Genomic DNA, 25,627 nt, shown 5'->3' with positions numbered 1-25,627 from the left:
AAATCACAGAGTTGAGGTGCCAAATGAAAAAGCAGGAAAACATCGCAAAAATTTACCCGCTAACCCCATTGCAAGAGGGTATGTTGTTTCACGCTGTCACAGACACGGGCAGCAGCGCCTATTGCCTCCAGATGTCTGCAACGATCGAGGGCGATTTTCACCTGCCGCTTTTTGAAAAGAGTCTGAACAAGCTCGTGGAAAACTACGAAGTATTGCGCACGGCTTTTGTATACCAAAACATGCAGCGACCTCGCCAAGTCGTGTTCAAGGAAAGAAAAGTGACCGTTCCTTGCGAAAACATCGCGCATTTGCCAAGCGCAGAGCAGGACGCGTACATACAAGCGTACACGAAGCAACATCATGCATTCGACCTGACAAAAGACAACTTGATGAAAGCAGCCATTTTTCAAACGGCCGAGAACAAGTACCGATTGGTTTGGGCCTTCCATCATATTATCGTGGACGGTTGGACATTGGGCGTCTTGCTGCATAAGCTGCTGACCTATTACGCAGCGCTGCGAAAAGGCGAGCCGATTCCGCGGGAAGCGACGAAGCCGTACAGCGAATATATCAAGTGGCTGGATAAGCAAAACAAGGACGAGGCCCTCGCTTATTGGCAAAACTACCTGGCAGGGTATGACCATCAGGCTGCTTTTCCGAAAAAGAAGCTTGGAACGGAAGCAAGCCGCTATGAACATGTCGAGGCGATGTTCACGATCGCTCCCGAGAAGACGCAGCAGCTGATCCAGATCGCGAACCAAAATCAGGCGACGATGAGCAGCGTGTTTCAAGCTCTTTGGGGCATTTTGGCCAGCACATACAAAAATGCGGACGATGTCGTTTTCGGCTCGGTCGTATCAGGCCGCCCGCCGCAAATCCAAGGAATTGAGAGCATGGTCGGCTTGTTCATCAACACGATTCCGACCCGCGTCCAGACGAACAAACAACAGACGTTCAGCGAGCTGCTGCAAACCGTGCAAAAGCAAGCCCTGGCGTCTGCCACCTACGATTTCGCGCCGCTGTACGAAATTCAGAGCACAACAGTGCTGAAACAGGAATTGATCGATCATTTGGTCACGTTTGAAAATTACCCCGATCATTCGATGAAGCATCTGGAAGAATCATTAGGGTTTCAATTCACCGTAGAAAGCGGAGATGAGCAGACCTCCTATGATTTGAACGTGGTCGTCGCCCTCGCTCCCTCGAACGAGCTGTACGTGAAGCTAAGCTACAATGCCGCGGTGTATGAATCGTCATTCGTAAACAGAATCGAAGGGCATCTCCGCACCGTCATCGACCAGGTGATCGGCAATCCGCATGTACACCTGCACGAGATCGGCATCATCACCGAAGAGGAAAAGCAGCAACTGCTCGTCGCCTACAACGACACGGCTGCTGAATATCCGCGGGACAAAACGATTTTCGAGCTGATCGCGGAACAAGCGAGCCGGACACCAGCGAAAGCAGCAGTTGTTTGCGGCGAGGACACCCTGACCTATCAGGAGCTGATGGAGCGTTCTGCCCAGCTTGCCAATGCTTTGCGCGAAAAAGGAATCGCCAGCGGCAGCATCGTCTCGATTATGGCGGAACATTCACTGGAGCTGATCGTGGCGATCATGGCTGTCTTGCGGTCAGGTGCTGCCTACTTGCCGATTGATCCCGAGTACCCGCAAGATCGCATCCAGTATTTGCTCGATGACAGCCAGACCACGCTGCTGTTAACCCAGTCGCATCTGCAACCAAACATCCGGTTTGCAGGCAGCGTGCTTTATTTGGACGATCGTTCCTTGTACGAAGGCGGCAGCACATCCTTCGCACCCGAGAGCAAGCCTGATGATTTGGCGTACATGATCTACACTTCCGGTTCTACCGGCAATCCAAAAGGGGCGATGATTACTCATCAAGGCCTGGTCAATTACATCTGGTGGGCCAACAAGGTGTACGTCCAAGGCGAAGCGGTGGACTTTCCGCTGTACTCATCTATTTCGTTCGATTTGACCGTCACCTCGATCTTCACGCCGCTTCTGTCCGGCAACACGATTCATGTGTACAGAGGGGCAGACAAGGTACAGGTCATTTTGGACATCATCAAAGATAACAAAGTCGGGATCATCAAGCTGACGCCGACACACCTGAAGCTGATTGAACACATCGACGGCAAGGCCAGCAGCATCAGACGGTTCATCGTCGGCGGCGAGAACTTGCCGACAAAGCTGGCGAAGCAAATATACGACCATTTCGGAGAGAACGTGCAAATTTTCAACGAGTACGGACCGACCGAAACCGTTGTCGGTTGCATGATTTACTTGTATGACCCGCAAACAACGACCCAGGAGTCGGTGCCAATCGGTGTCCCGGCAGACAACGTCCAGCTTTATTTGCTCGATGCTTCCATGCAGCCGGTGCCCGTCGGCTCGCTTGGCGAAATGTACATAGCCGGAGACGGCGTAGCCAAAGGGTATTTCAACAGACCGGAGCTGACGAAGGAAAAGTTTATCGACAACCCGTTCCGTCCGGGAACCAAAATGTATCGAACAGGCGACCTGGCAAAATGGCTGCCTGATGGAAACATGGAGTATGCAGGCAGAATGGACTATCAAGTGAAGATTCGCGGCCATCGGATCGAGATGGGCGAAATCGAAACGCGCCTGACGCAGCATGAGGCGGTCAAGGAAGCGGTCGTGATCGTGGAAAAGGATGAGAGCGGCCAAAACGTGTTGTACGCGTACCTTGTTTCCGAGCGGGAACTGACGGTAGCTGAGCTGAGAGAATTTTTGGGGCGCACGCTGCCTTCCTATATGATTCCTTCCTTCTTTATTCGCTTGGCGGAAATTCCGCTGACCGCGAACGGAAAAGTAGAGCGAAAAAAATTGCCGAAGCCAGCTGGCGCAGTCGTTACAGGCACCGCGTATGCAGCTCCGCAAAATGAAATCGAGGCAAAGCTGGCCGAGATATGGCAGCAAGTGCTGGGCATAAGCCAGGTAGGGATTCACGACGATTTCTTTGACTTGGGCGGACACTCGTTGAAGGCGATGACTGTCGTTTTCCAAGTCTCGAAAGCGCTGGAAGTGGAATTGCCCGTAAAGGCCTTGTTCGAACATCCAACCGTTGCGGAGCTGGCCCGCTTCCTTTCGCGGTCGGAAAAAACCGAGTACACCGCGATTCAACCCGTGGCAGCGCAGGAGTTTTACCCGGTTTCATCTGCGCAAAAAAGAATGTATATCCTGCAACAGTTCGAAGGCAACGGAATCAGCTACAACATTTCGGGTGCGATTCTCCTGGAAGGAAAGCTGGACTACGCCCGGTTTGCCAGCGCTGTGCAACAGCTGGCAGAGCGCCACGAAGCTTTGCGCACCTCGTTCCACCGGATCGACGGCGAGCCTGTGCAAAAAGTGCACGAGGAAGTAGAAGTGCCGCTTTTCATGCTGGAGGCTCCCGAAGACCAGGCGGAGAAAATCATGCGCGAGTTTGTCCGTCCGTTTGATCTCGGGGTCGCTCCGCTGATGCGAACAGGTTTGCTCAAGCTGGGCAAAGACCGCCATTTGTTTTTGCTCGACATGCACCATATCATCTCGGACGGCGTTTCTTCGCAAATTTTGCTGCGTGAATTTGCCGAGTTGTACCAGGGAGCAGACTTGCAGCCGCTTTCGCTGCAATACAAAGATTTCGCTGCTTGGCAAAATGAGCTGTTTCAGACGGAGGCATACAAGAAGCAGGAGCAGCACTGGCTGAACACGTTTGCTGATGAAATTCCGCTCTTGAACCTGCCGACTGACTATCCGCGCCCTAGCGTGCAAAGCTTTGCAGGCGATCTCGTCCTTTTTGCCGCCGGAAAAGAACTGCTGGAGCGGTTGCAACAGGTAGCGTCAGAAACAGGCACCACCTTGTACATGATTTTGCTTGCCGCCTACAATGTGCTGCTGTCCAAGTATACCGGCCAGGAAGACATCATCGTCGGGACGCCTGTCGCTGGACGTTCCCATGCGGACGTGGAAAACATCATGGGCATATTCGTGAACACATTGGCGCTGCGCAACCAGCCTGCCAGCAGCAAAACGTTTGCGCAATTTTTGCAGGAAGTCAAGCAAAACGCGCTTGCAGCCTATGACCATCAAGATTATCCATTTGAAGAACTCGTGGAAAAACTGGCGATTCAGCGGGATATTAGCCGAAATCCGTTGTTTGACACGTTGTTTTCTTTGGAAAACGCGAACCAGCAGTCGCTTGCCATCGCCGAGCTGACAGCGTCGCCCTATGAGCTGTTCAACAAAATTTCCAAGTTTGATCTTGCTTTGAACGCAAGCGAATCGCCAGCGGACATTCAGTTCCAGCTCACATTCGCAACCAAGCTGTTCAAGAAAGAAACGGTCGAGCGAATGGCCCGGCATTACCTGGAAATTTTGCGCTGGATCAGTGAGCAGCCAACGGCAAGCCTCGCGGACATCGACATGATGACGGAAGCGGAAAAACGCACACTCCTTCTGAACGTGAACGATACGTTTGTCGAGCGGACTGCCGCGACCGCCTTGCATCAATTAGTGGAGGAGCAAGCAGCACGCACGCCTGATGAAGTGGCCGTCGTGTACGAAGAATATGCCTTGACCTATCGCGAGCTGAACGCCAGGGCGAACCAGCTGGCCCGTTTGCTGCGCAGTCACGGAACCGGACCAGATACGTTGATCGGCATTATGGTGGACCGTTCGCCAGGCATGGTCGTCGGGATGCTGGCTGTGCTCAAAGCAGGCGGCGCGTACACGCCAATCGACCCAAGCTATCCGCCAGAACGAATCCAGTACATGCTCAGCGACAGCCAGGCGCCGATTTTGCTGACGCAGCGTCATTTGCAGGAGCTGGCTGCTTATCAAGGGGAGATCATCGACGTAGACGAGGAAGCGATTTACACCGGAGCCGACACGAACCTGGACAACGTCGCTGGCAAAGACGACTTGGCCTATGTGATCTACACATCGGGATCGACGGGCAATCCGAAAGGCGTCATGATCTCCCATCAGGCGATTTGCAATCACATGTTGTGGATGAGAGAGACGTTCCCGCTGACGACCGAGGATGCTGTCCTGCAAAAAACGCCGTTCAGCTTCGACGCTTCCGTATGGGAGTTTTATTTGCCGCTCATCACCGGAGGACAACTGGTGTTGGCAAAGCCGGACGGGCATCGCGACATCGCCTACATGACTCGTCTCATTCGAGATGAGAAAATCACGACCTTGCAGATGGTTCCGTCCTTGCTGGATCTGGTCATGACCGACCCGGGCTGGAGCGCATGCACGAGCTTGCAGCGAGTGTTCTGCGGCGGGGAAGCATTGACGCCTGCCCTCGTCTCGCGTTTTTACGAGACACAGCAAGCTCAGTTGATCAACTTGTACGGCCCTACAGAGACAACCATCGATGCGACTTATTGGCCTTGCCCGCGCCAGCAGGAATACAGCGCAATTCCGATCGGCAAACCGATCGACAACGTCCGGCTGTATGTCGTCAATGCCAGCAACCAGCTTCAGCCAGTAGGCGTAGCGGGAGAGCTGTGCATTGCCGGAGACGGTTTGGCCCGCGGCTATTGGCAGCGCGAGGAGCTGACGAAAGCAAGTTTTGTCGACAACCCGTTTGAGCCGGGCGGCACCATGTACCGTACCGGAGACATGGTCCGCTATTTGCCAGATGGCCATATCGAGTATTTGGGACGCATCGACCATCAAGTCAAAATCAGAGGTCACCGCATCGAGCTGGGGGAAATCGAAGCCACGCTTTTGCAGCATGAAGCGGTCAAAGCGGTCGTCGTCATGGCCCGCCAGGATGGCAAAGGGCAAAACAGCCTGTACGCCTATGTCGTAGCGGAGCAGGACATCCAGACAGCGGAGCTGAGAACGTACCTGTCTGCCACCTTGCCAGCCTACATGGTTCCGTCCGCTTTTGTTTTCTTGGAGCAGCTGCCGCTTTCAGCGAACGGCAAAGTGGATCGCAAGGCATTGCCTCAACCGGAGGATGCCGCCGCCTCTGCTGCCGTGTATGTGGCGCCGCGCAACGAATGGGAAGCCAAGCTCGCAGCGATATGGGAAAGTGTGCTTGGAGTCGAGCCGATCGGGGTTCACGATCATTTCTTTGAACTGGGCGGACATTCTTTGAAAGCGATGCACGTCATTTCTTTGCTCCAGCGCAGCTTCCAGGTGGACGTACCGTTGAAAGTCCTGTTTGAATCGCCAACGATCGCGGGCCTGGCCCCACTTGTTGCGGCTGCCCGCAAAGGCACGTACACAGCGATCCCCCCTGTCGAAAAGCAGGAGTATTACCCGGTTTCCGCGGCACAGAAGCGAATGTTCATTCTGCAGCAAATGGAAGGAGCAGGTATCAGCTACAACATGCCAGGCTTCATGTATCTCGACGGCAAGCTGGATACAGAGCGGCTGCAACAGGCGCTGAAAAGTTTGGTGCAACGCCACGAATCGTTGCGCACCTCGTTCCACTCCGTGCAAGGCGAGACGGTTCAGCGTGTGCATGACGATGTCGATCTGGCCATCTCGTTTGGCGAAGCGACCGAAGCAGAGACCCGGCAAATAGCCGAGCAGTTTATCCAGCCGTTCGATCTGGGAACAGCCCCGCTGTTGCGTGCCGGACTCATCAAGCTGGCGCCGGAACGCCACCTGTTCATGCTCGATTTGCACCATATTGTCGTCGATGGCGTCTCCATCGGCCTGCTCATCGAGGAATTTGCCCAGCTCTATCACGGGGAAGAGCTGCCAGCGCTGCGCATTCAGTACAAAGATTTTGCCAAGTGGCAGCAGGACTGGTTCCAGACCGAGGAATTTGCCGAGCAGGAAGCCTACTGGCTCAACACCTTTACGGGAGAAATCCCCGTGCTTAATCTGCCGACGGATTATCCAAGACCGTCTGTGAAAAGCTTTGCGGGAGATCGCTTCGTCTTTGGCTCCGGCACTGCTTTGCCAAAACAATTGCATCAGCTCGCCCAAGAGACAGGCACGACGCTCTACATGGTTCTGTTGGCCGCCTACAACGTGCTCCTGTCCAAATACTCCAGGCAAGAGGACATCATCGTCGGCGCTCCTACGGCTGGCAGGTCCCATGCCGAAACGGAGTCCATCGTCGGAATGTTTGTCAACACACTGGCCTTGCGCAACGAGCCAGCCGGGGGCAAAACTTTCCGCGACTTTTTGGCCGAAGTGAAAATCAATACGTTGGGAGCGTTTGAGCATCAAGATTATCCGCTCGATGAACTCGTCGACAAGCTGGACATGCAACGGGATTTGAGCCGCAACCCTTTGTTTGACACGGTTTTCATTTTGCAAAACATGGAGCAAAAGCCGTTCGAAATGGAGCAGTTGACGATTACTCCTTATTCGGCAGAGGTGAAACAGGCCAAGTTTGACCTGTCGCTGGAGGCGTACGAAGAAAACGCGGAAATCATCTTTAGCCTGGATTACAGCACCAAGCTGTTTTCGCGCGAGACGATCGAAAAAATAGCGACCCATTTTATCCAAATCTTGCGGGCGGTCATTGCGGAACCGGAAATGCCGTTGTCCGAGATCACCATGCTCACAGAGGCGGAAAAGCAGCGCTTGCTGGTCGACTTCAACGGTGCGCACAAAGATTTTCCGCAAAACAAAACGCTTCAGGCGCTTTTTGAAGAACAAGCGGAAAAGTCGCCGCAGGCAACAGCCGTGGAAATCAGCGGGCAGCCCCTGTCCTATCAGGAGCTGAATGAGCGAGCCAACCAGCTTGCCGCTACGCTGCGGGAGCGGGGAGTACAGCCTGACCAACCTGTAGGGATTATGGCGAACCGCTCTGTGGAGATGGTCGTCGGCATCCTCGCCATCTTGAAAGCAGGCGGAGCTTACGTGCCGATCGACCCGGAATATCCGGAGGAGCGTGTCGCCTACATGCTGACGGATTGCCAAGCCCGCCTGGTGCTGACGCAAAAGCATCTGGGAGCGAAGCTTGGTTCCAGCGTGACCGCGGAATGCCTGTATCTCGACGACGAGAGCAACTATGGTGTGCACCGCTCGAATTTGCAGCCGATCAATACCGCTTCCGATCTGGCTTACATCATCTACACATCGGGTACGACTGGCAAGCCAAAAGGGGTCATGGTCGAGCACCGGGGCATCGTCAACAACGTGCTGTGGAAGAAAGCGGAGTACCAAATGAAGGTTGGCGACAGAAGCTTGCTGTCTCTGTCCTTTGCCTTTGACGCTTTCGTTCTGTCCTTCTTTACGCCTGTGCTTTCCGGGGCAACTGTCGTACTGGCGGAGGATGAAGAAGCCAAGGACCCAGTCTCTTTGAAAAAGCTCATCGCCGCTTCGCGCTGCACCTTGATGACAGGCGTGCCGAGCTTGTTCCAGGCCATTCTGGAATGCAGCACGCCAGCGGATATCCGTCCGCTGCAAACCGTCACACTCGGCGGAGAAAAAATTACGGCGCAGCTTGTTGAAAAATGCAAGCAGCTGAATCCCGATCTGGTCATCGTCAACGAGTACGGCCCGACAGAAAGCAGTGTCGTCGCCACCTGGCAGCGCCTTGCGGGTCCGGATGCTGCCATCACCATCGGGCGGCCGATTGCCAACACCAGCCTGTACATCGTGAACCAATATCACCAGCTACAGCCAATCGGCGTGGTCGGGGAGATTTGCATCGGCGGCCGCGGCTTGGCACGAGGCTATTGGAACAAGCCAGCGCTCACGGAAGAGAAGTTCGTTTCCCATCCGTTTGCGGCAGGCGAGCGCATGTACAAGACGGGCGATCTTGGCAAGTGGCTCCCGGACGGAACGATTGAATACATTGGGCGCATCGACGAACAGGTCAAAGTCCGAGGCTACCGAATTGAAATCGGCGAGATCGAGTCGGCTCTGCTGGCTGCGGAAAAGCTGACAGCGGCTGTTGTGGTCGTCTATGAGGATCAGCTTGGCCAGTCGGCTCTGGCAGCGTATTTTACCGCCGACGAACAGCTTGATGTCACGAAGCTGTGGTCGCATCTGTCGAAGCGACTCCCGTCGTACATGATTCCTGCGCATTTTGTGCAGCTCGATCAGCTTCCGCTTACGCCAAACGGCAAAGTCGACAAGAAAGCCTTGCCGAAGCCAGAAGGCAAGCCCGTAACCGAAGCGCAATATGTCGCGCCGACAAATGCGGTGGAAAGCAAGCTGGCAGAGATTTGGGAACGCGTGCTCGGGGTTAGCGGCATCGGCATTCTCGACAACTTTTTCCAGATCGGCGGACATTCCTTGAAAGCGATGGCTGTCGCTGCACAGGTGCATCGCGAGTATCAGGTTGAGCTTCCGCTGAAAGTGCTGTTCGCGCAGCCTACGATCAAGGCGTTGGCCCAGTATGTCGCCACGAGCGGAAAAGAGACGTATGTGCCGATCGAGCCTGCACCGTTGCAAGAGTATTATCCTGTTTCATCTGCGCAAAAGCGGATGTATGTCCTGCGCCAGTTTGCGGACACAGGCACGGTTTATAACATGCCGAGCGCGTTGTATATCGAAGGCGATCTGGATCGGAAGCGTTTTGAAGCCGCCATCCACGGATTGGTCGAGCGGCACGAATCGCTGCGCACATCCTTCCACACCGTAAATGGCGAGCCTGTCCAGCGCGTACACGAGCATGTCGAGCTGAATGTGCAGTACGCGGAAGTGACGGAAGCGCAAGTGGAGCCAACCGTCGAGTCGTTCGTGCAAGCATTTGATCTGACAAAAGCTCCGCTATTGCGGGTCGGACTTTTCAAGCTGGCAGCGAAACGGCATCTGTTCCTGCTGGATATGCATCACATCATCTCGGATGGCGTCTCGGCCGGAATCATTATGGAAGAGTTCTCGAAGCTGTATCGAGGCGAAGAACTGCCTGCGCTTTCCGTCCATTACAAAGATTTCGCCGTCTGGCAGTCTGAACTGTTCCAGAGCGACGTCTATACCGAGCATGAAAACTACTGGCTGAACGCGTTTTCTGGCGACATTCCGGTGCTTAACTTGCCAGCCGATTTTTCTCGTCCGCTGACACAGAGCTTTGAAGGAGATTGCGTTTCGTTCCAGGCAGACAAAGCGTTGCTGGACGATCTTCACAAGCTCGCTCAGGAGAGCCAATCGACGTTGTTCATGGTATTGCTGGCGGCTTACAATGTGCTGCTTGCCAAGTACAGCGGACAGGAAGACATCGTCGTCGGCACACCGATTGCGGGCAGATCGCACGCCGATATCGAGAACGTTCTGGGGATGTTTGTCAACACGCTCGCTTTGCGCAACTATCCGGTCGAGACGAAACACTTCCAGGCATTTTTGGAAGAGGTCAAGCAAAATACGCTGCAAGCATACGCCCATCAAGATTATCCGTTCGAAGCACTGGTCGAAAAGCTGGACATCCAGCGGGATCTCAGCCGCAATCCGCTGTTTGACACCATGTTTATTTTGCAAAACCTGGACCAAAAAGCTTACGAGCTGGATGGGCTGAAACTGGAGGCATATCCGGCACAAGCAGGCAACGCCAAATTCGATCTCACGCTGGAAGCGCACGAGGACGAGACAGGCATTCATTTTGCGCTCGTCTACTCGACCAAATTGTTCCAGCGAGAATCAATCGAAAGAATGGCGGGTCACTTCCTGCAAGTGCTGCGCCAAGTCGTTGCCGACCAAGCAACTGCCTTGCGCGAGATCAGCCTGCTCAGCGAGGAAGAGCGCCGAATTGTGACCGTTGATTTCAACAACACGTTTGCCGCGTATCCGCGCGATCTGACGATTCAGGAGCTGTTCGAGCAGCAGGCAGCAAAAACTCCGGAGCATGCAGCGGTCGTGATGGACGGACAGATGCTGACGTATCGGGAGCTGAACGAAAAAGCGAACCAGCTCGCCCATGTCCTTCGTCAAAACGGAGTCGGGAAAGAGAGCATCGTCGGTCTGCTCGCAGATCGTTCGCTGGAAATGATTACAGGCATCATGGGGATTCTCAAAGCGGGCGGCGCCTACCTGGGACTGGACCCGGAGCATCCGTCCGAACGCCTGGCTTACATGTTGGAAGATGGCGGCGTGAAAGTTGTCCTCGTGCAAAAGCACTTGCTGCCGCTCGTCGGCGAAGGGCTGATGCCAATCGTTTTGGAAGAGGAGAGCCTGCGCCCGGAAGATTGCGGCAATCCGGCGATTGTCAACGGTGCGAGTGACCTGGCTTATGTGATGTACACCTCAGGCTCTACAGGCAAGCCAAAAGGAGTCATGGTCGAGCATCGCAACGTCACCCGCTTGGTCATGCATACGAATTACGTGCAAGTGCGCGAGAGCGACCGGATGATTCAAACCGGCGCGATTGGCTTCGACGCCATGACATTTGAGATTTTTGGAGCCTTGCTGCACGGGGCCAGCCTGTATTTGGTGAGCAAGGACGTCTTGCTGGATGCCGAAAAGCTGGGCGACTTCCTGCGGACGAATCAGATTACGACCATGTGGCTGACCTCGCCGCTCTTCAACCAGCTTTCGCAAGACAATCCGGCGATGTTTGACAGCTTGCGCGCCTTGATCGTCGGTGGCGAAGCGTTGTCGCCGAAGCACATCAACCGGGTAAAAAGTGCCCTTCCTGACCTGGAAATCTGGAACGGATACGGCCCGACCGAAAACACGACCTTCTCGACGTGCTATTTGATTGAGCAGCATTTTGAAGAGCAGATTCCGATCGGCAAGCCGATTGCAAACTCCACCGCGTATATCGTCGACGGCAACAATCAGCCGCAGCCGATCGGCGTACCGGGTGAACTGTGCGTCGGTGGTGACGGTGTCGCAAGAGGCTATGTGAACAAGCCGGAATTAACCGCCGAAAAGTTTGTGCCCAATCCGTTTGCGCCTGGCGAAACGATGTATCGCACCGGAGATTTGGCGAGATGGCTGCCGGATGGGACGATTGAGTATTTGGGCCGAATCGACCAGCAGGTCAAAATCAGGGGATACCGGATCGAGCTTGGGGAAATCGAGACGGTCTTGTCCCAGCAGGCACAAGTAAAAGAAGCAGTCGTGGCCGTGATCGAGGAGGCGAACGGGCAAAAAGCTCTCTGCGCTTACTTTGTGCCAGAACAGGCCGTCGACGCCGCAGAGCTGCGAGAAGCGATGTCCAAACAATTGCCTGGCTACATGGTCCCTGCTTACTATGTGCAAATGGAAAAGCTGCCGTTGACCGCGAACGGAAAGGTCGACCGCCGGGCATTGCCGCAGCCATCCGGCGAGCGGACGACAGGAAGCGCCTTTGTCGCTGCGCAAAATGATACCGAAGCGAAGCTGCAACAGATTTGGCAAGAAGTTTTGGGCATTCCGGCAATCGGCATTCACGACAACTTCTTTGAAATCGGCGGTCATTCCTTGAAGGCGATGAACGTCATCACGCAAGTCCATAAAACATTCCAGGTGGAGCTGCCGTTAAAAGCGCTGTTTGCCACTCCGACGATCCATGAGTTGGCTGCGCATATTGCCGAGAGCGCATTCGAGCAGTTCGAGACGATCCAGCCAGTCGAGCCTGCCGCGTTTTATCCCGTGTCGTTTGCCCAAAAGCGAATGTACATCCTGCATCAGTTCGAAGGAAGCGGGATCAGCTACAACGTGCCGAGTGTGCTGGTGCTGGAAGGCAAGCTCGATTATGACCGCTTTGCTGCTGCCATCCAGAGCCTGGTTAAACGGCATGAATCTTTGCGCACCTCGTTCCATTCGGTAAACGGGGAACCGCTGCAACGAGTACATCCGGATGTCGAGCTGCCTGTCCGCCTTTTGGAGGCGACAGAAGATCAGAGCGAATCGCTCATCCAGGAGCTAATCCAGCCGTTTGATCTGGAGATAGCCCCGTTGTTCAGAGTGAATCTGATCAAGCTTGGCGCAGAGCGGCACTTGTTCTTCATGGATATGCACCACATTATTTCCGATGGCGTATCGCTTGCGGTCATCGTCGAGGAAATTGCCAGCTTGTATGCAGGAAAACAGCTTTCCGACCTGCGCATCCAGTACAAAGACTTTGCTGTGTGGCAGACCAAGCTGGCTCAGTCGGATCGCTTCCAAAAACAGGAGGATTTTTGGACCCGGACGTTTGCCGGGGAGATTCCTTTGCTGAATCTGCCCCATGATTATCCAAGACCTTCTGTGCAGAGCTTTGACGGTGACACGGTCGCGCTTGGCACCGGACATCACCTGCTGGAACAACTGCGCAAGCTCGCTGCCGAGACTGGCACGACCTTGTTCATGGTGCTGCTGGCTGCCTACCATGTGTTGCTCTCCAAGTACGCCGGACAGGAAGAAATCGTCGTCGGCACACCGATCGCAGGCCGCTCGCACGCAGATGTCGAGCGCATTGTCGGGATGTTCGTCAACACGCTCGCTTTGAAAAATACGGCCGCTGGCAGCCTGAGCTTCCGCGCCTTTTTGGAAGACGTGAAGCAAAATGCGCTCCATGCCTTCGAGCATCAAGACTATCCGTTCGAGCATCTGGTCGAGAAGCTGCAAGTGCGGCGCGATCTGAGCAGAAACCCGCTGTTTGATACGATGTTCAGCCTGGGGCTTGCCGAATCAGCCGAAGGAGAAGTAGCGGATCTGAAAGTGTCGCCTTATCCGGTGAACGGCCACATCGCCAAATTCGACCTTTCCCTGGATGCGATGGAAAAACAGGATGGACTTCTTGTTCAATTCAGCTATTGCACGAAGCTGTTCGCAAAAGAAACGGTTGATCGACTGGCCGCCCATTACGTTCAGCTTTTGCAAACAATCACAGCCGATCCCGACATCGAGCTCGCCCGGATCAGCGTGTTGTCCAAAGCAGAGACGGAGCACATGCTGCACAGCTTCCTCGCAACCAAAACAGCCTATCCGACGGACAAAACGTTCCAGAAGCTGTTCGAGGAGCAAGTGGAAAAAACACCGAACGAGATTGCCGTTCTGTTCGGCAATGAACAGCTGACCTATCAGGAGTTGAATGCAAAAGCAAACCAGCTCGCCCGCGTCCTGCGGCGAAAAGGCGTCAAGCCGGAGAGCACCGTCGGCATCCTCGTAGACCGCTCGCTCTACATGGTCATCGGCATGCTGGCCGTGTTGAAAGCAGGCGGAACATTCGTCCCGATTGATCCGGACTACCCGCTGGAGCGCCAAGCGTTCATGCTCGAAGACAGCGAGGCGAAGCTGCTGCTCACCTTGCAAAAAATGAACAGTCAAGTTGCCTTCCCTTATGAAACCTTTTATCTGGATACAGAGACAGTGGATCAGGAGGAGACGGGCAATCTGGAGCACGTTGCGCAGCCGGAGAACGTCGCTTACATCATCTACACATCCGGTACGACGGGCAAGCCAAAAGGGGTCGTCATCGAGCACCGCAGCTATGCCAATGTCGCATTTGCCTGGAAAGACGAATATCACCTGGACAGCTTCCCGGTCCGTTTGCTGCAAATGGCGAGCTTCGCCTTTGACGTCTCGACGGGCGATTTTGCCAGGGCGCTGCTGACAGGCGGGCAACTGGTCATCTGCCCGAATGAGGTCAAAATGGACCCAGCTTCGCTGTACGAGATCATCAGGCGTCACGAAATTACCATTTTCGAAGCGACACCCGCCTTGATCATGCCGTTGATGCACTACGTTTACGAAAACGAACTGGATATGAGCCAAATGAAGCTGCTGATTCTCGGAGCAGACAGCTGCCCGGCGGAAGACTTCAAAACGTTGCTCGCGCGCTTCGGTCAGAAGATGCGCATTATCAACAGCTACGGCGTGACAGAGGCGTGCATTGACACCAGCTACTACGAAGAAACAGACGTCACCGCCATCCGCTCGGGAACGGTGCCGATCGGCAAACCGCTTCCGAACATGACGATGTACGTGGTCGATGCGCATTTGAATTTGCAGCCTGTCGGCGTCGTAGGCGAATTGTGCATCGGCGGAGCAGGGGTTGCGCGCGGTTATTTGAACAGACCTGAGCTGACGGAAGAGAAGTTCGTGCCGAATCCGTTCGCCCCAGGTGAACGATTGTACCGCACAGGTGATCTGGCGAAGTGGCGCGCAGATGGCAATGTCGAGTTCCTCGGACGCAATGACCACCAGGTAAAAATCAGGGGTGTCCGCATCGAGCTGGGCGAGATCGAGACACAACTGCGCAAGCTGGACGGAATTACGGAAGCAGTCGTGGTTGCGAGAGAAGATCGCGGGCAGGAAAAGGAATTGTGCGCATACGTCGTGGCGGACCACAAGCTTGACACCGCAGAATTGCGGGCGAATTTGCTGAAGGAACTGCCGCAAGCGATGATTCCAGCGTATTTCGTCACCTTGGATGCGCTGCCGCTGACTGCCAATGGCAAAGTAGACAGACGTTCCTTGCCAGCGCCGGATGTCACCATGCTGAGAACGACCGAGTATGTAGCGCCGCGCTCCGTCTGGGAAGCCCGATTGGCCCAAGTATGGGAGCAGGTGCTGAATGTTCCGCAAGTGGGTGCGCTAGACGACTTTTTCGCGCTCGGCGGTCACTCATTGCGTGCCATGCGCGTCATTTCCAGCATGCACAACGAATACCAGGTCGACATCCCGCTGCGCATCTTGTTCGAAAAACCGACGATTCAGGAACTGGCGGCGTTCATCGAAGAGACAGCCAAAGGGAATGTCTTCTCGATCGAGCCTGTGCAAAAGCAAGCGTACTATCCGGTTTCCTCGGCACAAAAGCGCATGTACATCCTCGATCAATTTGAGGGAGTCGGCATCAGCTACAACATGCCGTCGACTATGCTGATCGAAGGCAAGCTGGAGCGAACACGGGTGGAAGCGGCGTTCCAGCGCTTGATTGCGCGACATGAAAGCCTGCGCACTTCGTTTGCCGTCGTCAACGGAGAGCCTGTGCAAAACATTCACGAGGACGTTCCGTTTGCGCTTGCCTATTCGGAAGTCACAGAACAGGAGGCGCGCGAACTCGTTTCTTCTCTCGTGCAGCCGTTCGATCTGGAGGTCGCACCACTCATCCGCGTGTCGCTGCTGAAAATCGGCGAGGATCGTTACGTGCTCTTTACCGACATGCATCACAGCATTTCCGATGGCGTATCCTCCGGCATTCTTTTGGCAGAGTGGGTGCAGCTGTACCAGGGTGACGTTTTGCCGGAGCTGCGTATCCAGTACAAGGACTTTGCTGTGTGGCAACAAGAGTTTTCCCAGTCGGCTGCCTTCCACAAGCAGGAAGCGTACTGGTTGCAAACGTTTGCCGATGACATTCCTGTGCTGAACTTGCCGACCGATTTCACCCGCCCCAGCACCCAAAGCTTTGCCGGGGATCAGTGCACGATCGGCGCGGGCAAAGCGCTCACGGAAGGCTTGCACCAGTTGGCGCAGGCGACGGGAACGACTTTGTACATGGTTTTGCTCGCCGCGTACAACGTGCTGCTCGCCAAGTATGCCGGGCAGGAGGACATCATCGTCGGCACGCCGATTACAGGCAGATCCCATGCCGATCTCGAACCGATCGTCGGCATGTTCGTGAACACCTTGGCGATGCGAAACAAACCGCAGCGCGAAAAGACTTTTAGCGAGTTTTTGCAAGAAGTCAAGCAAAATGCGCTGGATGCGTACGGCCATCAGGATTACCCGTTTGAAGAACTGGTGGAAAAGCTCGCGATCGCGCGCGATTTGAGCCGAAATCCGCTGTTTGACACCGTGTTTACGTTCCAAAACAGCACGGAAGAGGTCATGACGCTGCCTGAATGCACGCTTGCGCCGTTTATGACGGACGAAACAGGCCAGCACGCCAAGTTCGACTTGACTTTCAGCGCTACGGAAGAGCGGGAAGAAATGACGATTGGCGTGGAGTACAGCACAAGCTTGTTTACGCGGGAAACGATGGAACGGTTCAGCCGCCACTTCCTGACGATTGCAGCGAGCATCGTGCAAAATCCGCACATCCGTCTGGGCGAGATCGACATGCTTTTGCCAGAAGAAAAACAGCAGATTTTGGCCGGGTTCAACGATACGGCAGTCAGCTATGCGCTGGACAAAACGCTGCACCAGCTATTCGAAGAGCAGGTCGACAAAACACCGGATCAGGCAGCGCTTCTCTTTAGCGAGCAATCGCTGACGTACAGCGAACTGAACGAGCGAGCAAACAGACTGGCAAGGGTCCTGCGCGCAAAAGGAGTCGGACCGGACCGTCTGGTAGCGATCATGGCGGAGCGCTCGCCGGAAATGGTGATCGGTATTCTCGGTATTTTGAAGGCAGGCGGCGCTTATGTTCCCGTCGATCCCGGCTATCCGCAGGAGCGCATTCAGTACCTGCTCGAAGATAGCAACGCAGCCCTGCTGCTCAGCCAGGCGCATCTGTTGCCGCTGTTGGCCCAGGTGTCAAGCGAGCTGCCGGAGTGCCTTGATCTGAACGCTGAACTGGATGCCGGACTGAGCGGCTCCAACCTGCCAGCTGTCAACCAACCGACTGACCTTGCCTACGTCATCTATACATCCGGTACGACCGGCAAGCCGAAGGGTGTCATGATCCCGCATCAAGGAATCGTGAACTGCTTGCAGTGGAGAAGAGACGAATACGGGTTCGGGCCGAGTGACAAGGCGTTGCAAGTGTTCTCCTTTGCCTTCGACGGTTTTGTAGCCAGCTTGTTCGCTCCGCTGCTCGGAGGGGCAACGTGCGTGTTGCCGCAAGAAGCAGCTGCCAAAGACCCGGTCGCGCTGAAAAAACTGATGGCCGCAACGGAAGTCACCCATTACTACGGCGTACCGAGTCTGTTCCAGGCCATTCTCGATTGCTCGACGACAACCGACTTCAATCAGTTGCGTTGCGTCACTTTGGGCGGCGAGAAGCTGCCTGTGCAGCTTGTGCAAAAAACAAAAGAAAAGCATCCGGCAATCGAGATCAACAACGAGTACGGCCCGACGGAAAACAGCGTCGTCACCACCATCTCGCGCTCGATTGAAGCGGGGCAAGCGATCACGATTGGCCGACCGCTTGCGAACGTCCAAGTCTACATTGTAGATGAGCAGCATCACTTGCAGCCGATTGGCGTGGTCGGTGAGCTGTGCATCGGCGGAGCCGGGCTTGCCAGAGGCTATCTGAACAAACCGGAGCTGACCGCAGAGAAGTTTGTCGCAAATCCGTTCCGACCAGGCGAGCGCATGTACAAAACAGGCGACTTGGTAAAATGGCGGACGGATGGCACGATCGAGTACATCGGCCGCGCAGACGAACAGGTCAAGGTGAGAGGGTATCGCATCGAGATCGGCGAGATCGAGAGCGCCGTACTCGCTTACCAGGGCATCGATCAAGCGGTGGTCGTTGCGCGAGACGATGACGCTACGGCTGGTTCCTATCTTTGCGCCTACTTTGTCGCAGCAACAGCCGTGTCCGTATCCGGCTTGAGAAGCCATCTGGCCAAAGAGCTGCCTGCTTACATGATTCCGAGCTATTTCGTCGAGCTGGATCAGCTGCCGCTTTCCGCCAATGGAAAAGTGGATCGCAAAGCTTTGCCGAAGCCGCAACAGTCCGATGCGACCACGCGCGAATACGTGGCCCCGAGGAATGCGACCGAACAGCAACTGGCAGCCATCTGGCAAGAAGTTTTGGGAGTAGAGCCAATCGGCATCACCGACCAGTTCTTTGAACTCGGAGGACATTCCTTAAAAGCTACGCTGTTGATTGCCAAAGTGTATGAGTACATGCAAATCGAGCTGCCGCTGAATCTCATCTTCCAGTATCCGACGATCGAAAAGGTGGCCGATTTCATCACGCATAAGCGCTTTGAGAGCAGATACGGCACAGCCATTTTGTTAAATCAGGAGACGGCGCGAAACGTATTTTGCTTCACGCCGATCGGCGCACAAAGCGTGTACTACCAGAAGCTTGCGGCGGAAATTCAAGGCGTCTCTTTGTACAGCTTTGATTTCATCCAGGATGACAACCGGATGGAGCAGTATATCGCGGCGATCACCGCAATTGATCCAAGCGGTCCGTACACGCTCATGGGCTACTCCTCGGGAGGCAATCTGGCTTTTGAAGTGGCGAAAGAACTGGAGGAGCGGGGCTATGGCGTCACCGACATCATCTTGTTCGACTCGTACTGGAAAGACAAGGCGATTGAGCGGACTGTCGCGGAAACAGAAAACGACATTGCCCAGCTATTCGCCGAGATTGGCGAAAACACCGAGATGTTCAACATGACGCAAGAAGACTTCCAGCTGTACGCCGCCAATGAGTTTGTCAAGCAAAGCTTCGTTCGCAAAACGGTCAGCTATGTGATGTTCCATAACAATCTGGTCAATACCGGAATGACCACTGCCGCGATCCACCTCATCCAATCCGAGCTGGAAGCAGACGAGGAAGCTCCGGTGGCAGCCAAGTGGAACGAATCAGCCTGGGCAAACGCAACGCAACGACTGCTGACGTACAGCGGGCACGGAATCCACTCGCGCATGCTGGCGGGCGATTACGCGTCGCAAAATGCTTCGATTTTGCAAAACATCCTGCAAGAACTGTTCATCCTGAAATAAGACGGCAAATGTGTAAGGGATTCCCCTTGGGAGAAAGCTGTTCCGAGGGGAGTCCATCCCTAACATCCTTGGAGAGGAGCCGCACATGATTGTTACCAAGCAAGATCCACAGACAAGGAAAAGGAAAAACGCCGTATTCGGCTGGGTATTGTCGTTTGTCAAGCCGTACCGAACTTGGGTAGTCATCTGCATCTTTGCTTCGCTGCTCGTCGCGGTGGCAGACATTTTGATGGGGGTCCTGATTCAGCGCATGGTCGAACATACAAACGACTTTGACAAGCTGGTCCAAATCGCCCTGATCATTTTTTGTCTCACCATCGTCGGTTTTCTCGCGAAGTATTTTATTACATACTCGGCCGCGCGGTTTAGCGCCAGAGCCATGCGGGATTTGAAAAACAAAATGGCGGCGCATCTCGAAAAAGTCCCGATGTCCACGATGGATCAATATCATTCGGGCGATCTCGTTTCTCGCTTGACGAGCGATGCGCAAATCTTGCAAAGCTTTTTGCAGCAGCACTTTTTCCAACTGTTCTATTTGCCGGTTGTGTTTGCCGGGGCACTGACCTTGCTGCTGTCGATCAATTGGAAGCTGATCATTTTCAGCGTCGCGATTCTGCCCATTGCTATCGTGATTACAGGGAGAATGAGCAGACCTTTGCAAACGTATGCCGAGCGCATGCAGGAGCATTTGGGGCAAGCCAATACCGTTGCCCAGGACACTTTGTCCGGGATTCACATGGTGAAAGCTTTTCAACTGGAAGACGTGATGTACCGCAAATACGCAGCGGGCATGAAGCAGGTGCTGAAAAACGGCATACTGGCTGAGAAAAAGCGCGCCTGGATGACCGCTCCCGGAATTTTGCTGTTTTCTGCGCCGATCCTGTTTTTTGTCGCCTACGGTGGCTACTTGATTCAGACCGGGGAGCTGAGCTTGGGCAGCCTGGTCATTTTCAGCTATTTGCTCCACTTTATTATCGAGCCGCTGTCACTCGCCCCTGTGCTGTTTGCCCAAGTCCAGGAGACTTCCGGGGCAGCCAAGCGCCTGCAAGACATTTTTTTGCAGCCTGTGGAGGAAAATGGCCGGACAGCTATTCCAATTGATCCAGCAGCCGTTCCGGTCGAGTTTGAGAACGTCTCGTTTGCCTACGAAAAGACGAAGATACTCGAAAATGTAAGCTTTGTGTTGCCGCCAAACAAAACCGTTGCCTTGGTCGGAGCGAGCGGCAGCGGAAAGAGCACCATCCTGAAATTGCTGTGCGGGTTTTACCGCATCGAGCCAGGCAACGGGTGCATGAAAGTGTTCGGACACTCCCTGAACGACTGGAATACCGCGGAGATGCGCCATTATTTGTCGCTGGTTTCGCAGGATACGACGCTCTTCCCGGTATCGATTGCGGAAAATATCTCGTACGGCCGGGTGCATGCGACGCGAGACGAGATTATCGCAGCGGCGAAAGCGGCCAATGCGCATGATTTCATCCTGGAGCTGCCCCAGGGCTATGAAACAAAAGTCGGGGAACGAGGCTCCCGTCTATCCGGCGGACAAAAACAGCGCATTGCCATTGCCCGCGCGCTTTTGAAGGATGCACCGATTTTGCTGCTGGATGAACCGACGTCAGCCCTCGATACGGAGTCTGAGGCACTCGTTCAGGAGGCGCTGGAAAATGTAATGCGCAATCGGACGGTACTGGTCATTGCCCATCGTCTCTCCACGATCAAAGATGCGGATGAAGTGCTTGTCCTGGAGCAAGGGCAAATCGTCGAAAGAGGCACGCACTACGAATTGCTTGCCCAAGGCGGCGTGTACACCCGCTTGTATCAAAAACAGTTTGCTACAGATGAACAAAGAGCGCTGGCAGCAGAGGGGGTATAGTGTTGTGTTCATCCAGAAGTTAACGCAGGAGCTGCTGCAACTGCTGTCGCTGATGAAAGCGAAAAAGCGCGCGTATTTTTTGGGGCTACTCGGTGATGGAATCGGTCAAGCCGCTGTTTTGGTCGCTTTGCCATTTGTGTTTAAAGATTTGACAGACTTTGCGAGCTCGAAAGACCCGGCACTGCTCACCAGAGCGATCGTGACCATGGCTGCGATGTTTCTTTTGTTCAGTCTGCTGTCGCCTTTTTTCAGCTACATATATCGGCGCTGCGTCCGCGAGGTGGTTGCCAACATTCGGCTGCTTGTCTTTCAGCGATTGAGCCGCTTGCCTTTCGCCTACTACGAGCAGCATCATTCGGGCGATACGATGTCGCGGCTGGGCAACGACGTCCAGCTGATGGAGCGGGCGTATGCCGAACAGTTGAAAACGCTGTGCATCATTATGTTGTCGCTGGTTGGCTCGATCGTCGGGATGTTTGCTTTGGATGGGAAAATTGCCACGGTCCTTTTGCTCGTGAGCACGCTGACCCTTTACGTGAATGCGCAGTTTGCCAAGTCGGTGCGGCGCATTGGCGACCAAATGCAGCAGCAGCTTGGAACGGGCACAGAACGGCTGAGCGATTTTTTGGCAGGCTTGCCCGTCATCAAGATGTTTCATTTACAGAAGGTTGTGACGGCACGCTACACGGAAGCCAATGAACAAGTGACCTTGTCCGCGATCAAGCAAGGACATAAACACGCGCTGTTGGAAGGAACCAACTTTTTCATCCAGTTTGTCAGCTTCGGGGGAATGCTTGTGTTTGGCATCATGATGGTCGCCAAACAAATGATCGGACTCGGTGTGCTGGTCGCGATGGTTCAGCAGCAAATGCTGGTGACACTGGCTTTTTTGCAGCTTGGGCAGGTCATCACGACATTGCAAGGCTCGCTGGCAGGCGCTTCGCGGATTGTCGGCTTTCTCCAGGAACCGCTCGAACCGAAGCGGTACGAACCAGCTTCCGCCCCTACCGCAACCCGGATATACGACAGCATGCTGACAGTGGAGCAGGTCGACTTTGGCTACACCGCCGATACAAAGGTGCTCCAAGGTGTGTCGCTGCAAGTCGGGCGAGGTCAAATGGCTGCGCTGGTAGGGACGAGCGGAGGCGGAAAAAGCACGGTGATGAAGCTGTTGTTAGGCTATTACCCGCCTTCAGCCGGCTCGCTTTCCTTGCTGGGCAAACCGATCGGCCAATATTCGATCGCGGAGATGCGGAGCCTGATTTCCTACGTGCCGCAGGACGCCTTTTTGTTCGAGGGAACCATCGAAGAAAACATTCGCTACGGTTGCCTCGACGCCACGGAAGAAGAGGTGATAAGAGCGAGCAAAGCCGCCTACGCTCACGATTTCATCATGGAACTGCCGGACGGCTATCAGACCCGCACAGGCGAGCGAGGGGCCAAGCTATCGGGAGGACAGCGCCAACGCATCGCGATTGCCAGAGCGATCCTGAAAAATGCGCCGATTCTTTTACTGGATGAAGCAACCTCTGCTTTGGATACGGAATCGGAGTTCTGGGTGCAGCGAGCGTTGGCGGCTCTCATGCAGGAAAAAACCGTCCTGGTCATCGCTCATCGCCTGTCGACCATCGAGCATGCGGACATGATTTACGTGCTGCACGAAGGAAAAGTGATGGAACAGGGAAGGCATGCGGAATTGCTGGCGCAAAACGGCTTGTATGCCAGCATGTATGAAGTACAGCAAAGAAAGGACAGACCTGCTCCCGCCTTGTCGGCGCCGGAAAGCAGCGCAAGTCTCATCTGACCCTGTTTTCCATCTGCCAAACTATCAATCGATCAATCAGCAAAGATGGGAGGAAAGAAATGAAGCTATTTTGCTTTCCGTACGCAGGCGGACTTCCCGGCATCTACTACAGCTGGAAGTCGAGACTTCCGCCGACCTTTTTGGAAATCGACGCATTCGAGGTGCGCCCACACATTCCCCAGCCGAACCGGGACGTGTTCCTGCCAACCAGCTTTTATGAGCTGCTGGAGGATGTATGCGACCGGATCACGCCCGCACTGACTGAGACGCCGTTTGCCTTTTTTGGCCACAGCATGGGCGGACTGGTCGCATTTGAACTGACCCGCAAGCTGATGCAAAAGGGCGCACCGTTGCCACAGCACTTGTTTCTGTCCGCCTCTCGCGCACCGCATGCGTATGGCAAACTTGCCAAGACGTACAACCTGCCGCATGACGAGTTTGTCGAAGCGCTGCGCAAGCTCGGCGGCACTCCTGACGACGTCTTGGAAAATCAAGAGCTGCTGGAGCTGTTTTTACCGATCCTGCGTGCCGATTTTCAAGCGGTGCAGACATACGAAATGAATCCCGATCTTCCTCGCCAGGTGCCTGTCAACATGACCGTGCTGTACGGTACGGAGGATACGATTGCACTCGAAGATATTTGGGCGTGGCGCGACTACTGCCAGGGAGCGTGCCAGTTTTTCCCGGTGTCTGGTGGCCATTTTTTCATTCACCACCAAACGAGTCCGATTCTCGAAATCATTCAAAATGTCCTGAAGGAAGAAAAAACGGTGGCAATCCATTCCTCTTTCTAGCAAAGGGGAATGGCACAAATAAATCCTATGTTAAGGTTGGTGTTATGATGAAGAACCGCAAAGCTTTGTCCCGAATGCTGGCAGCCGCTACGTTAACGACGGCACTGGTCTGCCCAACTGTCGCAAGCGCAGCAGCTCCGGCTCCTGTGCTGCATGACGACAATCCGAACGGCCATTTTGGCGACTGGTACACGGGTGCTGTCCCTCCCAACGCGTCCAATAACAAACCCGTGATTCTTTTTGTGCAAGGCTTGCACTCGACTTACAACACCTGGTACACGACAGACGGGTTTTACGATGCCGCGTATAACGCCGGGTATCGTACCGCTTTTGTCCAATTGAAAGACGCAGACGGCACTGGCGGAAACATGTGGACAAACGGGGCCAAGCTCGCCGAAGTGATCAAAAAGGTGGCGGATCATTACGGCGTCTCGAAAATCAACATCATTGCGCATTCCAAAGGCGGCATCGATACGCAGACCGCGCTCGTCCACTACGGGGCACATCCGTATGTAAACGTGGTCCATCAGCTGTCTACGCCGAACAAAGGTTCAGAATTGGCAGACCTGGCCTACAGCAACTGGGCAGGGTGGCTCGCCGATATTCTCGGCAAAAAAGACGACGCCGTGTACTCCTTGCAAACGTCATACATGGCGAATTTCCGCTCCCAAACCGACAACCGCAGCGAAAATCGCTCCACGACCACTTATATGGCTGCCGGAACAGGCGACGACGGCTGGTTTAGCGCTACGTGGTTTGCCCATGCCGTTCTGCCTGGTGAAGACGACGGCGCCGTTTCTGTAGACTCTGCTCTCGGTTTGCCTTACGGGATCAAAAGCTTTACGAAGGACATTTCCCACGGTCAAATCGCGAAGGCTTCGCAAACATGGAATCTGGTCGAGCCCAAATTGAAAAAAGCATCGGCAACGCTGCGGGAACAGCCGAACAAAGTCAGCAAAACGAAAGCAAAAGCTTCCGCAGAAGAAGAAAGCTCCTTCATTTTGCGCGGGGGCGAAGTAGAGGACACCGCTACAGAAACGTTTTTCCTGGAGAGCGGGATTGAAAAGCTGAATCTCGACACCATCACTTCTTCGCAAGCGACAAAGGTGACATTGATCAGCCCGTCCGGCGAAGAGTACGAAGCGGACTTGCGCGATCAGAGCGAATCGGAGGACGAGCCTCTCATTTTCGCCGAAGCTGTTCATCATTTCATTGAAATCGCTGAGCCTGAAGCGGGCGAGTGGACACTTGAGGTCGAAGGAGAGGACGATGCCTTCTTCATGGTCGCTTCGATTGAAGGCGGCGAGCAGGCGAAGGTAAAAGCGAGCAAAAAAGTATTCGAGCAGGGCGACAAAGCGAAAATTTCCGTGGAGCTGGGGGATAGCGAAATTGATCCTTCCTTGCTGCAAAAAGCAAATGTGACGCGTTCGCTCAACGGCGAAAAGGCCAGCGTGCTCGATCAGGTGAAGTTCGCGATCAAAGGCGATGAGCTGACAGGCAATTTTACCGTCCCAACGAAGCCGGGCGTGTACAATCTGTCTTTTGACGTAACGGGCATCAATGAAGACGGCGAGCCATTTACCCGCTCGATCAACTACAATTTTGCGGTAACGGATGACGATGGCGAGTTGGAAAAGTAAGCGGCAAAACATGGACGACCCTTTTTCCAGGG

General features: G+C 54.5%; 5 protein-coding genes. All 5 read left to right on the top strand.

From position 1 onward, the window contains the following. The first annotated feature begins 23 nt into the window (after positions 1 to 23). The 5 genes from DEP07_RS15205 to DEP07_RS15185 all read left to right on the top strand — a co-directional run bounded on the left by DEP07_RS15205 (position 24) and on the right by DEP07_RS15185 (position 25,595). Positions 24 to 19,484, top strand: coding sequence for a non-ribosomal peptide synthase/polyketide synthase (locus tag DEP07_RS15205; protein WP_287102688.1), 19,461 nt, complete (start codon positions 24 to 26; stop codon positions 19,482 to 19,484). A gap of 85 nt (positions 19,485 to 19,569) precedes the next feature. Continuing rightward, positions 19,570 to 21,357 (top strand): ABC transporter ATP-binding protein, encoded by a 1,788-nt coding sequence (locus DEP07_RS15200; protein ID WP_287102687.1) that lies wholly within the window; start codon positions 19,570 to 19,572, stop codon positions 21,355 to 21,357. Between the two features lie 4 nt (positions 21,358 to 21,361). Continuing rightward, positions 21,362 to 23,161, top strand: a complete 1,800-nt coding sequence (locus DEP07_RS15195) for an ABC transporter ATP-binding protein (protein ID WP_242771378.1) — start codon at positions 21,362 to 21,364, stop codon at positions 23,159 to 23,161. A gap of 59 nt (positions 23,162 to 23,220) precedes the next feature. Next, positions 23,221 to 23,955, top strand: a complete 735-nt coding sequence (locus DEP07_RS15190) for a thioesterase II family protein (RefSeq protein ID WP_281869982.1) — start codon at positions 23,221 to 23,223, stop codon at positions 23,953 to 23,955. A gap of 47 nt (positions 23,956 to 24,002) precedes the next feature. After that, positions 24,003 to 25,595 (top strand): alpha/beta hydrolase, encoded by a 1,593-nt coding sequence (locus tag DEP07_RS15185; RefSeq protein WP_173597338.1) that lies wholly within the window; start codon positions 24,003 to 24,005, stop codon positions 25,593 to 25,595. Positions 25,596 to 25,627 lie beyond the last annotated feature (32 nt).

This window comes from Brevibacillus sp. (assembly GCF_003521185.1).
GTDB lineage: Bacteria > Bacillota > Bacilli > Brevibacillales > Brevibacillaceae > Brevibacillus > Brevibacillus parabrevis.
This window is presented reverse-complemented; position numbering and strand designations above follow the sequence as displayed.

Bases quoted from the DNA above. Each gene is read 5' to 3' on its own strand.
- DEP07_RS15205 (WP_287102688.1), top strand. From the start codon at position 24: ATGAAAAAGCAGGAAAACATCGCAAAAATTTACCCGCTAACCCCATTG.
- DEP07_RS15200 (WP_287102687.1), top strand. From the start codon at position 19,570: ATGATTGTTACCAAGCAAGATCCACAGACAAGGAAAAGGAAAAACGCC.
- DEP07_RS15190 (WP_281869982.1), top strand. From the start codon at position 23,221: ATGAAGCTATTTTGCTTTCCGTACGCAGGCGGACTTCCCGGCATCTAC.
- DEP07_RS15185 (WP_173597338.1), top strand. From the start codon at position 24,003: ATGAAGAACCGCAAAGCTTTGTCCCGAATGCTGGCAGCCGCTACGTTA.